The following is a 13643-nucleotide window of genomic DNA, read 5'->3' as shown; positions in this document are numbered from 1 at the left end:
GCCAAAGCCCGAGGGCCCAACGCCGCCGCACGGCCTCAGTCCGCCAGGGTTTTCTGGAAGAAGGCGAGCTGGCGCCGCGACACGTCTTCAAACACCGGCCCGGTATAGGGCGCGAAGTGGTCGGCGCCCTTGAGCTCGACGTATTCGACGTGGGCCAGACGCTTGGCCACGTCGCGCACGCCTTGTATCGGGATCAGGCCGTCCTGGTCGGCGGCGATCAGCAGCACCGGCGCCTGGACCCGGTCGGCGTGGCGGCCGGGCGCGTAGAAGGGCAGCGTCAGGAAGATGCGCGCGGCGACCTTGTTGAGCGCCTCCTGCCCGGGCGGCACGATCTTGCGATAACCGCTCCAGCACTCGGGGCAGTTGAGCGCCGAGAAGCCGTGCTCGTCGATGATGGGCGCGTAGACCGGCACCTGATCGGGCCGGCGCAGGGCGTCGTGCAGCGCGTACCAGCCGGCCTTGAACTGGTAGCGCAGCGGGTAGTTCAGCGCACTCTGCAGGCCATTGACGAACGGCACCTGGGCGCTGACGGCGCGCACCGCGTCGGGCCGCTGCGCCGCCACGGCCAGCACCGAGCCGCCGCTGTACGAGGTGCCCCAGATGCCGAGTCGCCGGCCATCCACTTCGGGGCGCTGGCGAATCGCATCGACCGCGGCCAGCCAATCCTTGACGTGCTCGGCGCCGTCCACCACGTTGCGCGGCAGGCCACCGCTGCGACCGAAACCCCGATAGTCGAACAGGTAGACGGCGAAGCCGGCGCGCACGAAGCGCTCGGCGAACGGCGGCAGCCCCCAGCTCTTGAGCGCGCCGAAGCCGTGCGCCATCACGATCACCGGCGGGTGGCTCGCGCCAGCGGGCAGCCAGAGGTCGGCATCGCAGGTGGTGGCCTGGCAGGCAAAGGGCAGGTTGGTGACGCTCCAGGGCCGCTCGGGCGTGGCGGCCACCGGCGGCAGGGCATCGAGCCGCGCGGGAGGCGCGGCCGGCGGGGCCGACTCGGGCGGCGCGCCCGCCACCCAGGCCACGGCCAGCAACGCCAGCGCGGCGGCCGGCCAGACAAGACGCGAAGCAACGGACATCATGACTCCAGACAACAAGACGAGGGGCGGCGATGCCCCGATGGACAAGTTTCACCACGTTGGTACAAATGCGTACCAACGCAGGCCGAACGGTACGGAACGCCAGCGGTACCGTCAAGTACCAATAACCCTCGGGCGACTGCCCGACAATCCAGCCCATGACCGACGCCCCCCTCGACGCCCCCGCCTCGCCGCAGGCCCTCAGCCTGCTGACGGGCGACGACCACCGCGGCCGCCTGCTCGAAGGGCTGGCCCAGGCGCTGGCGCACCGGAGCTACCACGACGTGACGATTGCCGACGTGGTGGCGGCGGCGCGGGTGTCCAAGCGCACGTTCTACGAGCAGTTCAGCAGCAAGGAAGACTGCCTGCTCGCGCTGTGCGAGGCGGTCAGCGAAGACACCCTGCGCACCATCGCGACGCACTTCACTCCCAACCTCGAATGGGAGGCGCAGCTCGATACCGTGGTGCGCGCCTATCTGGGCCGACTGCAGCTGCGTCCGGCGCTGATCCGGGCGCTGTTCATCGAGCTGCTGGCCATCGGCGCGCGGGGGCTGAAGGTGCGCCGCGACATCGGCCGCCGCTTCGCCGACTTCCTGTGCATGCAGGTCGAGATCGTCAAGCTGCAACGCCCGGCCAAGCACAGCCTCGACCCCGCCGTGGCGATGGCCGTGGTGGGCGGCATCAACGACCTGATCCTGCAAGCCATCGAGGACGACGCCGCCGATCAACTGGTCGAGCGCGTGGCGCGCCCCGCCGCCGAATTCGTCAAGGCCGTGATGGTCTATCTGGAGCGAGACCTCCCATGACCCTGCCCACCCGCTCGCCAGACGGGGCCCGCCGATGAAAGCCACCGCGATGGATTCGATCGCGCCGCAAGAGCAGAGCTACGAAGACTCCTCGCAGCGCCTGGCCCGCGAGAAAGCCAATCTGCTGGTGCGCCAGACCCGCTCCGGCGCCGTTGGCGCGCTGGTGTCCACCGCGGCGTTCTCGGGCATCCTGATCACGCGGATTCACTGGCACCACGTCGCCACTTGGGCGGCGCTGATGGTGTTCGGCTACGGCCTGCGCGACGTGGTCATCCACCGCGTGGCGCGGCGCGCCAGCCACCCGGATCAGGTGATCCGCGTCAGCCTGATCAGCTCGGCCCTGCTGGGCTTTTTCAATACGCTGCCGGCGCCGCTGTTCTACCCGCAGCTCGACCCCTCGATGCGAGCGCTGTTCACCGGCGTGCTGGTGAGCTGGATCTCCGTGGCCGTGCTGGTGATCGGGCTGCAGCCGCGCATCTACCTGCTGTACATGCTGGTGTCGTTCGGCAACCTGTCGGCCGGCTGGTTCATGTCCGAGTCGCGCGACGCCGCCATCGGGCTGACCGCGATCATGGCGGTGGCCAGCCTGATCCTGGGTCGCTTCTCGCTGCGGCTGGCCGAGCTGTTTGACGAGTCCATCCTGATCCGCCATGAAAAGGGGCAGCTCGTGCACCAGCTCGAACGCGCCCTGAGCGAGACCGAGTCGGCCCAGCGCACCCGGCTGCGCTTTCTGGCCGCCGCCAGTCACGACCTGCTGCAGCCAGTGCACGCACTGATGCTGCTCAGCGGCCTGCTGCAGAACGCCGAGCCGGAACGGCAGCACGAGCTCGGCGCGCGCATCCGCATGACGGCCGAATCGGTGGAGGCGATGTTCCGCGGCATTCTCGAGCTGGCCCGCATGGACGCCGGCACCCTGCACGCGCAACGCCGCGTGGTGGCGCTCGGCCCGATCTGCCATGCCGTGCAGGCCGCCTACGACGCCCGCTGCCACGACCGCGACCTCAAGCTCACGGTGAGCTGCGCCGACAACCTGGCCGTCTGGGGCGACCCGGCCTTGCTCGACCGCGTGCTGCGCAACCTGGTGGACAACGCCGTGAAGTTCACGCAGACCGGCGGCGTGACCATGGAATGCACCGCGCAAGACCACCTGGCGCACATCGTCATCACCGACACCGGCGCCGGCATCGAGCCCGACGACCTGCCGCAGATCTACGACCCCTTCTACCGTGGTCGCTCGGCGCGCGAAGCCGAAGTGGACGGCCTCGGCCTCGGCCTGGCCATCACCGCCCACATGGTGCACCTGATGGGCGGCCAGATCGCCATCGACTCGGCCCGCGGCGTCGGCACCACCGTGCGCCTGCAATTGGCCCGCGCGGCCATGGTGCAGCCCCCCAGCCGCGCGCGCGAGCCCCGGCAACGCCGACCCCTGCGTTACCGCCGCATCGTGCTGCTGGAAGACGACCGCCTGGCGCGCGAGGCCACGCTGATGTGGCTGATCGAATACGGCGCGCAGGTCATCAGCGCCGCCGACTTGGAACGCGCCCTCACCGATTGCCGGGCGCGCGGCTTCGTGCCCGAGTTCATCCTGGCCGACTTCCGCCTCGGCTTGGGCGACAACGGCATCGAGTCCATCAAACGGCTGCGCGCCGAGTTCGGCGACTGCCCGGCCGCCATCGTGACCGGCGAAGAAGTCTCGCCCACGCTGCTGCCCGACAACGTGAGCATGCTGCTCAAGCCGCTCAAGCCCGAGCAGCTCGAAGACCTGCTGGGCTGACCGCACCCGGTGGCGCGTGCGCCACACAAAGCGTGCGAATTCGGCGCGCGCCGCCGCCTTTTGCGTGCACCCCCGGCCGACTTGCGTTACAAATGCCCCCAATCAAGCTGTAACGAGCCGTAACCGGCTCCAGGGGAGGCAAGATGGACAGGCCTTACTCGCGCAGCCCGGCCCCTCACCTGTCCACCCCGTTGCTGCGTTGGCTGCAAGCCAACTCGCCGATGCGGGCCCTGGATGCCGTGGTGATCGGCTCGGGTTACGGTGGCGCGGTCGCCGCGCTCAGGTTGGCTCAAAAGGGCTGGCGGGTGACCGTGCTGGAGCGCGGCTCCGAGTACCGGCCGGGGGAGTTTCCAAACGACCTCGGCGTGCTGCCCAAGCACGTGCGGGCGCCGTCGCCCGATGGCCGCGCCGTGACGGGCCGCGCCACCGGCCTGTTCGAGTGGCGCGTCGGCCCCGGCGCGCTCGCCCTGGTAGCCAACGGCGTGGGGGGCGGCAGCCTGATCAACGCCGGCGTGCTGTTCGAGCCCGACCCCGACGTCTTCGCGCAAGAAGCCTGGCCCAGCGCGCTGCGCCGCGACCGCGAAGCGCCACAACGCAGTCTCGCCCACTACCTCGCCGTGGCGCGGCAGATGCTGCAAGGCCACCGCTTCCACGAACCCGGCCAGCCCGCGCCGTTCGCCAAGACCGCCGCGCTGCAACGGCTGGCGCAGGCGATCGAACCCGGCGCCCGCGCCCAGCCGGTGGACGTGACCATCGACCCCGCGCACTGCACCCGCTGCGGCGACTGCGCCAGCGGCTGCAACGTGCCCGGCGCCAAGCGCACGCTGCGCGACACCTACCTCGCCGAAGCGGTGCACGAGCACGGCGTGCGCGTGGTCAGCCGCGCCACGGTCTACACCTTGCAGCCACTCACCGGAGACGCCGCCGCCGCGCCCGGCGCCCGCTGGCGGCTGCGCGTGCTGCCCACCGAGCGCGTGCAGGCCCACCTGAGCTGGCAGGACTGCGCCGAGGCCGACGGCTGCAACCTCGACGCCGCGCTGGTGGTGGTGGCCGCCGGCACCTTCGGCTCGACCGAACTGCTGCAACGCTCGCGCGACCGCGCCGGCGCCGCGTTCTGGCTGTCGGGCGCCCTGGGCGCGCGCTTCTCGGCCAACGGCGACAGCCTGACGTTCTCGATCAACGAGAACCAGCCCGTCAACGCGGTGGGGGTGGGCGCCGACACCTGGCAGACGCCGCCCCCGGCCGAGGGCACCGTGCCCGACCACGGCGTGGGCCCTTGCATCAGCGCCGTGATCGACCTGCGCCGCGACCCCGCGCAAGGCGCGCCGCGCGCGCTCGAAGAGCGCCTCATCATCGAAGAAGGTGCCGTGCCGGGCGCCATCGGGCGGCTGTGGGCCGAAGGCCTGGCCACGCTCTACACGCTGGCCCAGCTCGACCACTGGCGCTTTCAACCACCGCGCGGCGCGCTGTGGCAGGGCGAGCGCATCGTCGGCCAACCCGACCCGCTGTCGGTGGGCGACCACCTCGCCGCCGACGCGCGCACCGCCGCGCAGAGCCTGCCGCGTCGCACCCAGGTGCTGCTGACGATGGGGCACGATGGCTCGAAGGGCCGCATCGTGTGGGTGGGTGGCCGCGACGCCAGCGTGCCCTACTGGGAAGCCCCGCAAGACCTGCGCACCTACCAGCGGCAAGAAGACGTGCTGCAAGCCGTGCGCAACAACGGCGCCACCTTGCTGCACGCGCCCAACTGGCAAATGCTGCCCGGCTCGGCCCGCACCACGATGAGCGGGCCCCAGCCCGAGCCGGCGCTGACCACCGTGCACCCGCTCGGCGGCTGCGCGATGGGCGACGACCCGGCCAGCAGCGTGGTCGACCACCTCGGCCGCGTCTGGGCCAACGACGATGGCGACGTGCACGACGGCCTCTACGTGCTCGACGGCGCCATCGTGCCCACGGCGCTCGGCGTCAACCCGCTGCTCACCATCACCGCGCTGGCCGAACGCGCGATGGACCACCTGCCCGCGCGCCCGGCACACGCAGCCCCCGGCGCGCCCGACGCGCATCACACCGAAGCCCTGGCGCACGCCGACCCGCTCTACACCGCCTACGCCCGACCGCAACGCCCGCGCTTCGAGGTGACGATGCACGAGCGCATGGTCTGCCCGGCGCTGGCCTGGCCGCACCCCGTGAGCGAACCCGCCGTGATCAGCAGCGACCTGCAACTCACCTTCGAGCACGACGACTGGCTCGCGATGTGGGACGCCCCGCTGCACGCCCCGCGTCTGCGCACCGGCGCGGCCAGCCAGTTGCGGCTCCACCGCCAAACCGCATCGGCCCCCGGCGCGACGAGCGACGACCAGGCGCGCTACGAGCTGCTGTCGTCCCAGACCAACCTGATCGCCGCCATCGACCACCCGGCCCTGCCGCTGTGGGTAGACGATCTGCCCGGCCCGCTCGGCCGCGCGGTGCGCCGCGTGCTGAGCCGACTGGTGGTGGCCGCGCGCGACTTCGGGCGCCACCCGCGCGCCTTTGCCACCTGGCTCATCTTGCGCGGCCACAGCGAAGGCAGCCGCCCCTGGCTGCGCGAACTCTGGGCCCGCGAAGGTCTCGGCGGCCTGCTGCGCGCGCTGGCCAGCTTGCTGCGACAACTGCACCACGCCAGCGAACGCCGCGCCATGCTCTACGACATGCGCTTTCGCCTGCCAGCCGCCAGCGCGGGTCAGCCCAACCACTGGCCGCCCGAGCTGCGCCTGATCGGGCAAAAGCAGGTCAGCTACGCCGCCACCTGGCCCGAGCTGCTGCGCTGGAGCGCGCGCATGCTGCGGCGCGCCGTGCAGCCTGCCGAGTCGCGCGGCCCGCGCCCGCTGCCGCGCGCCAGCTACCTCGAACAGTCCGGCAACCTGCACGTCAAGGTCTATGACGCGCACAGCGCCCGCGAGCTGGCACGGGGCCGCTACGACCTCGACCCGCACTACTACTTCACCAAGCTGCCGCTCGAACTCGGCGGCCTGGGTGACCTCACCAACGGCGCGCTCGCGCTGAGCGCCTACTTCGGCCTGTTCTCGCGCTTCGCCATCAAGACGCGGCTGTTCGACTTCACGCTGCCCGCCTACTCGGGCCGCGCGCTCATCGACAACGCGCCGCTGTGGCAAACGCACCTGCGCCAGCCCGACCGCTCGGTGCTGCCCGAGGCCATCGACTTCGAGGTGCCGCGCGGCCAGTCGTCGAGCGACCTGCCCGGCGAGCGGCACGCGCCGCTGCAATTGCGGCTGTGGCGCTACGCCCGCCCCGGCGACGATGGCCACCCCGCGCTACCCGACACGCAGCCCGGCCACTGGCACGGTCAACCCGTCACCCGCGTCAAGAGCGTGCTGCTCGCGCATGCCTTCAGCCAGTCGGGCTACACCTTCACGCTCAAGAGCCTGCCCACCAATCTGGCCGAGGCCTATTACGCGGCCGGCTACGAGGTGTGGATCCTGGAGCACCGCCTGAGCACGCGGCTCACGCACCACCGCGAGCCCAGCACCATCGACCAGCTCGGCAGCTACGACTGGCCCGCTGCCGTCAACACCGTGCTGCGCACCCTGCGTCGCGACTTCCGCCGCGCCGGCCGGCCGCTGGTGCGCCCGCAGATCTTCGCCTTCGCGCAGTGCATCGGCGCGGCCTCGATGAGCATGGCGCTGCTGTCGGGCCGGCTGAGCTACCGCCACGGCCGGCAGGCGCGCCACAAGGCCGACCCGCTCGCACCGGTCTGCCCCAAACTGGCCGGGGCCGTGATCTCGCAGACCCACCCGTTCTGCATCGGCACGCCGCTGCTACAGGCCAAGACCTGGGTGCCGGGTTTCTTGCGCGACACCGCAGGGCGCGCCTACATTCCGTTCGCCGTGCGCGGCCCGGTCGACAACCTGACCGAAGCCTGGGCCGACCGCCTCTTCAGCGCGCTGCCGGTGCCCGAGGACGAGCAGTGCCCGACGATTCACGGCCGCGACGATGCCGGCCTGTACAAGCGCCTGCACGCTCCAGGCGGCGAAGACCACGCCGCCACATGCCGACGCATCCGCTTCATCGAGGCGCCGCTGTTCAAGCACCGCAACCTGCTCGAGGCCACGCACGCCGAACTGCCCCTGCTGTTCGGCGACGCCAACGTGCGGCTGTTCGCTCACGCGGCCAAGTGCGTGCAGGCCGAGCGGCTCGTCAACGAAGACGGCTTCTACACCTACGTGCACGACGCCAACCTGCGGCGCCACTTCGCCTTGCCGATCGTGTTCTTGCACGGCGAAGAGAACGAGCTCTTTCATGTCGAAAGCGCGCACCGCTCGGCCCGCCAATACCAGCGCCTGCAGCCCGACTGGGCCGCACTGGTCGGCCAAGCCTTGCACGGCCCGACGCGGCCAGACGGCACGCCGCCCGCGCTGTTGAGCGTGCCCGGCCACGGCCACCTCGACGTGCTGATCGGCCGGCATGCGCCGCAGCGTGTCTTCCCGCAGCTCGTGCAGGTCTTCGACCACCTGTTGGCGCAAGCGAGCCAGGGGCCGACCAGCGCGCCGCACGGCCCCACGCGCGTGCTGGCCACCGCCCGCATCCCGCGCAGCGGGCCCTTCGTCGGCCGCGTGCGCGCCTTCGGCAACACAGCGGTGAGCGTGCGCGTGTCCTTCCAGATCGACGATCGTTTCTCCGACGCCAAGCGCAGCTCGCGCTCGCCGCTGGGCATGCGCACCTGGGCCGTGGCGCATGTGCGGCAGGGCGGCCGGCTGCTGCTCACGCAAGTGCTGCGCATGCGGCGCGTGCACGTGCCCGCTGGCGGCATCACGCTGGCCGAAGCGCAACGCGCGCCCACCTTCGACGGCCAGGTGCGCTTCGGCGTCGGCGAGCTGCGCCTGCCGCGCGCCTGGCTGGCGCCCGAGGCCGGCATCGAGATCGAAGCCTTCAGCGTCCACGAAACACTGGTGTGCGGCGCACCCCAAAGCCCGCTCGATGACGTGCTACCGCTGCACGCCGCGCTCGATGCCCTCACCGACCCCACGCAACAAGCCAGCTGCTGGCCAGCCGGCCAGGCGCCCGACGGCCTCGAGCACTGGCTCGCCAACCTGATCGCGCAGCGCGAAGCCCGCCTGCAAGCCTTTCACCCCTTCGACCGGCCGGTGCGCGATTCGGTGTCGATCTTCAAGCTCTTCCCCGAGTCGGCGCAATGGCGCCACGCCCAGGTGGGCGCCACGGCCCTGCACAGCGTCTGGCCCGACGCGCAGCCGGCCAGCGTGCGCTTCGTCGCGGCGAGCTGCCGCTACCCCGGCGCCGGCTTCGATGACAGCCGCGTCAACGAATCGATCCGCGCGGTGTGCCCGCACCCGGCCCCGGCGGCACACCCGCACGCCCCGGCTTTCGGCCTGCTGGTGGGCGACCAGATCTACGCCGACGCCACCGGCGGGCTGGCCGACCCGCACAGCCCGACGCAGCGCTTCATCGAGCGACACCAGCAGGCCTTTCGGCGCGCCAAGCTCGAAGCCGGCGAGGCGCCGCGCCTGGGCGACATGCTGGCGCGCCTGCCCGTCTACATGACGCCCGACGACCACGAGTTCACCGACAACTTCCCCAACGCCGCGCCCATCGTCAAGACGCGCGTGCCGCAGGTACCGCCCGAGCAGCTCGTGTCCACCTTCGTGGCCAAGCAGGCGCAGCGCGCCTTCCAGCAGTTTCAAGCGCAGCGCGACCCGAGCCGGCTGGTCTACGGCTTTCAGGCCGGGCCACTGCGCGCGCTGGTGATCGACACCCGCAGCGAGCGCGCCTGCCACCCCTACCCGGGGCCATCCGGCGGCATCTTCTCGGCGCACACCAAGCGTCTGGTCGAACGCTGGCTGCGCTCGCCCCAGGCCGCGCGCCAGCTCAACCTCATCGTCACCGGCAGCGTGGCCCTGCCCGCTCAGCGCTTCGATGCCGACCCCGCCAACCCCGGCGACCCGGACGACCTGAGCTGGTCGCCCGCCGACCGCCAATGGCTGCTCGACACCTTGGCGCAGGCTCAACAACGCCAACCTGGTCTGCGCTTCATGCTGCTATCCGGCGACTACCACGTCTCGACCCTGCTGCGCGTGGACGTGGCCGGCCAGCCCGTGGGCGCCGCCGTGGTCACGCCGCCGCTGCATTCGCCCCTGCCCTACATGGACGCCTGGCCCGAAGCCTTGTGGCTCGACGAACCGCTACGCGTGCACACCGCCGCCGGCGCACTGCCGCTCACGCTGCACAGCCAGCTGCCGGGCGGCACACCGGCGTGGCGCGGCAGCGGGCTGGCACGCCTGCACGTCGAGCGGGTGGGAACGGGCTACTGCATCGAGCTGTGCACCACGCTGCGCCAATGGGCGGACCACACCGAGCCCCACGAGCACCGCGCCGAGCTGCTGCTGCCTTGACGGGGCAGCCGGAGCGCGGTGCCCGGCCCCGCATTTCTTGCCGACAATCGACCCCAGTTTGTCTGGGAGCCTCGACGTGACCTCATCGCACGCATCTGTCTCGCTCATCGACCTTCGAGTCATCGCTCGAATCGCCCTCTCGCTGGCCTGCGGCCTCGGCATCCACCTGGCTGCCGCAAGTGCCCATGCCCGACCGGCGCCGCATGCCAAGCCCGTGGCCGCCAGCGCATCGGCGTCTGCCAGCACAGCGGCCGAGGCGGCCTCCACCGACTACGCACCCACGGCGGTGTCCGATACCCCGGCCACGCTGCGCCTCTTCAACCGCGACGTGGCCGTGCTGCGCGCCGAGCTGCTGCACAACCCGCCGGCACAGCGCGTGCAGGCGGCCGAGCAGCGCATCCTGGCGCGGCTGCAGGACGGCAGCGCCCAGCACCTCGTGAGCCTCGCGCCCATCCCCTACGGCTACGAAGTGCAGATCAATAGCGCAATGATGTTCATCGTCACGCACGACGACGTCGACGCGCTGGCCGGCGAGTCCACCGAAGCCGCCGCGCAGCACGCTGCCGCCGCGCTCGAAACCGTCATTCGCGAGTCGAGCGAAAGCCAGAACCTGCGCGCCATGCTGCACGCCAGCGGGCTGGCCGCCGGGGTTACCGCGATCTACGCGCTGCTGCTCTGGCTGGCGCGCCGCGGCCGTCGCTCGATCGAGCGCTGGGCCGTGCAACGCACTGAACTGCACGGCCGGCGTCTGGCCATTGCCGGCCTGCCCCTCGTGCAGACCGACCAACTGCTGCGCCTGGCCCGCCGCGCGGTGCGCGTCGGCTACTGGGCCTTGCTGCTCTTGATGCTGTATTCGTGGCTCGGCTTCGTGCTGGAGCGCTTTCCGTACACCCGCGCGTGGGGCGAACAGTTGCGCGGCTTCTTGCTCGGCGTGATCGGCGTGGTGGCGCGCGGCATCGTGAGCGGGGTGCCCGGCCTGCTGGTCGCGCTGGTGATCTTCTTGCTCGCGCGCTTCGTGGTGCGCAGCCTGGCCAACGTGTTCGACCGCGTGCAGCGAGGCCAGTTGCGCCTGGGCTGGCTCGACGCCGACGTGGTCGGCCCCACCCGCCGCCTCACCAGCGCCATCATCTGGCTGTTCGCGCTGGCCATGGCCTACCCCTATTTGCCCGGCGCGCAGACCGAGGCCTTCAAGGGCCTGTCGGTGCTCGTCGGCCTGATGCTGTCGATGGGCGCATCGGGCCTGGTGGGGCAGGCCGCCAGCGGCGTGATCCTCACCTTCTCGCGCGTCTTTCGCGTCGGCGAATACGTTCGCGTCGGCGAGCATGAAGGCACCGTCACCGAACTGGGCACCTTCGCCACGCGCATCCGCACCGGGCTGGGCGAGGAGCTGTCGCTGCCCAACGCGCTGATCCTGGGCGCGGTCACCAAGAACTACTCGCGCACCGTCAACGGGCCGGGCTACGTGCTCGACACCGTGGTGACCATCGGCTACGACACGCCGTGGCGCCAGGTGCACGCCATGCTGATCGACGCCGCCCACCGCACCGAAGGCGTGCTCGACGAGCCCAAGCCCGCGGTGTTCCAGACCGCGCTGTCGGACTTCTATGTGGAGTACCGCCTCGTCTGCCAGGCCATTCCGTCGCAACCGCGACCGCGCGCCGAGGCGATGAACCGCCTGCACGCCGCCATTCAGGATGTGTTCAACGAACACGGCGTGCAGATCATGTCGCCGCACTACCGGGCCGACCCCGAACAGGCCAAGGTGGTGGCGCCCGCCGACTGGTATCCGCCGCCGGCCCAACGCCCCTGAGCCTCGTCCGACCTGGCGGGGGATCAGGTCCCGCCCACGAACGGATTGGTCGCGCGCTCGTCGCCAAAGGTGCTCTCGGGGCCGTGGCCCGGAATGAACACCACGTCGTTCCCCATGGGCCACAGCCGCTGCGTGATCGAGTTGATGAGCGTCTGATAGTCGCCCCCCGGGAAGTCGGTGCGGCCGATGCTGCCAGCGAACAGCACGTCGCCCACGAAGGCGCGCCGGGTGGTGGGCTCGAAGAACACGACGTGGCCGGGCGTGTGGCCGGGGCAGTGGCGCACCTGCAGCGTGCAGTGGCCGATCTGCACCGTGTCGCCGTCGTGCAGCCAGCGCGTGGGCTTGAAGCTCTCCGCCGGCGGAAAGCCGAACATCTGGCTCTGCTTGGGCAGGCCATCGATCCAGAACTGGTCGCCCTCGTGCGGGCCGACGATGGGCAGGCGGCTCTCGCGCGCCAGCTGGCCCGCGCCGCCGGCGTGGTCGATGTGCGCGTGCGTGAGCCAGATCGCCTGGAGGTTGAGGCCCAGCCGGTCGATCTCGCGCTGCAGCAGCGGCAGGTCGCCCCCCGGGTCGATCACGGCGGCGTCGAGGGTTTCGTCGCACCAGACGATGGAGCAGTTCTGCTCGAACGGCGTGACAGGAACGGTGAGGTAGCGAAACATGAGAGCCCCGAAGCGGCGAAAGCGCCGATTTTGAGCTCAAAGTGTGGCGACTTCGGCGCCACGGGGCAACCGCCGCAGGCGGCTCGATTCAATGGCTCAAAGACTCAATATTGGTAGCTCGCCCCCAGCGTGAGCTGCGGGATCACCTTGACCTTGCCGACGCCGTCGCACACCTTTTGCAGCTCCTTATCGACATCGCTTTGCGACACCAGACCGGCCGATGGGCCGCTCAGGCCGCCGCTGACCTTCGACTTGCCGACCATCACGCCGGCATCGCCCACCACGTTCCAGCCCTGCGACGAGCCGGCGTAGCGGCCGAAGCCCAGCCCGATGTAGGGCGTGAAGCGCGGGAGCTTGATGACCGCATCGAAACTGTCGCCCGGCTGCGGCGTGACGGCGGTATCGCCCACGCTGGTGAGGCCGGCGCCCGACGAGTGGATGTCGAGCTGGCCGTGCTGCAGCGTCACCCCGCCGGTGATGCGCCAGTTGTCGGCAAAGTGGTAGTCGCCCAGCAGGGCTGCGCGGTTGAACTTGAGCGAGCCCTGGTACTCGTTGCCCGACTCGTTGCCGCTCCAGTGCTGCGAACCGAGGGTGGACAAGTCGGCGCGCACCACCAGCGTCCTGGTCACGGGCAAGGCGTAGCCGGCAATCAGCCCGGGCACGCCAACGGCCGCGTACACCCCGCCGCCCTGCAGGCCATCGGCCCGCGCCAGCAGCGGCGAGAACAGGGCGGCGCAGCACAAGCCGGGCAGCAGCAGGATGCGGGCGGTGCGTTGCATGGTGGGCTCCTCGAAAGCAAATCGGGTCGGCTGGCAATCTGATCACGGATGGTGCCGCCGACCGCGCCAGACCGGCGCGCCGACGAACCCCGCTTTCACCTGCCAATTTGGGTGATCCCCTGATGTTTCGGGTGGATCGCGCCCGCGCTTGAGATGGCTTGTGTGTCGAGTTGCTAAGAGTGCAACCGCCGCCCGCCTGGGAGCAGCCCGCCAGTTACAACGTGAACTCGTAGTCGATCGTCAGCGGCGCGTGGTCGCTGAACCACTGCTCTTTGTAGATCGACGCGGCGCGCGCGGTTTCAGCCAGCGCGGGGGTGGCGAGGTGGTAGTCG

Annotated in this window: 7 protein-coding genes and 1 pseudogene; 4 read left to right on the top strand and 4 right to left on the bottom strand. The window is 70.8% G+C overall.

The window, feature by feature from the left end; genetic code table 11:
- Positions 1-35: 35 nt before the first annotated feature.
- On the bottom strand, positions 36-1076 hold the full coding sequence (locus ACE3SS_RS09130; RefSeq protein ID WP_374593125.1) for an alpha/beta hydrolase: 1041 nt from the start codon (positions 1074-1076) through the stop codon (positions 36-38).
- 158 nt (positions 1077-1234) lie between these two features.
- On the opposite strand from ACE3SS_RS09130, the gene ACE3SS_RS09125 reads away from it, so the two are divergent.
- The 4 genes from ACE3SS_RS09125 to ACE3SS_RS09110 all read left to right on the top strand — a co-directional run bounded on the left by ACE3SS_RS09125 (position 1235) and on the right by ACE3SS_RS09110 (position 11870).
- The gene (locus ACE3SS_RS09125; RefSeq protein ID WP_374593123.1) at positions 1235-1882 is read left to right on the top strand and encodes a TetR/AcrR family transcriptional regulator; all 648 of its coding nucleotides are present in this window, start codon (positions 1235-1237) and stop codon (positions 1880-1882) included.
- A 49-nt stretch (positions 1883-1931) separates the two neighbouring features.
- On the top strand, positions 1932-3656 hold the full coding sequence (locus ACE3SS_RS09120; RefSeq protein ID WP_374593121.1) for a hybrid sensor histidine kinase/response regulator: 1725 nt from the start codon (positions 1932-1934) through the stop codon (positions 3654-3656).
- Between the two features lie 143 nt (positions 3657-3799).
- Positions 3800-10060 (top strand): GMC oxidoreductase, encoded by a 6261-nt coding sequence (locus ACE3SS_RS09115; RefSeq protein WP_374593119.1) that lies wholly within the window; start codon positions 3800-3802, stop codon positions 10058-10060.
- Positions 10061-10136: 76 nt separating this feature from the next.
- Positions 10137-11870: a mechanosensitive ion channel family protein gene (locus tag ACE3SS_RS09110; protein ID WP_374593117.1), complete on the top strand. Its 1734-nt coding sequence runs from the start codon at positions 10137-10139 to the stop codon at positions 11868-11870.
- Between the two features lie 23 nt (positions 11871-11893).
- Here the strand turns inward: ACE3SS_RS09110 and ACE3SS_RS09105 are convergent, their stop codons facing one another.
- The 3 genes and pseudogenes from ACE3SS_RS09105 to ACE3SS_RS09095 form a co-directional block, all read right to left on the bottom strand.
- Positions 11894-12532, bottom strand: coding sequence for an MBL fold metallo-hydrolase (locus ACE3SS_RS09105; RefSeq protein WP_374593115.1), 639 nt, complete (start codon positions 12530-12532; stop codon positions 11894-11896).
- Positions 12533-12636: 104 nt separating this feature from the next.
- The gene (locus tag ACE3SS_RS09100; protein ID WP_374593113.1) at positions 12637-13311 is read right to left on the bottom strand and encodes a hypothetical protein; all 675 of its coding nucleotides are present in this window, start codon (positions 13309-13311) and stop codon (positions 12637-12639) included.
- Between the two features lie 214 nt (positions 13312-13525).
- Positions 13526-13643 (bottom strand): annotated as a pseudogene (locus ACE3SS_RS09095) (exodeoxyribonuclease III); the annotation flags it as partial.

The sequence above is a fragment of the Aquabacterium sp. genome, assembly GCF_041915145.1.
Taxonomy (GTDB): Bacteria; Pseudomonadota; Gammaproteobacteria; order Burkholderiales; family Burkholderiaceae_C; genus Aquabacterium.
Note: the sequence above shows the minus strand (reverse complement) of the source record. Positions and strands in the feature narration are given on the sequence as shown.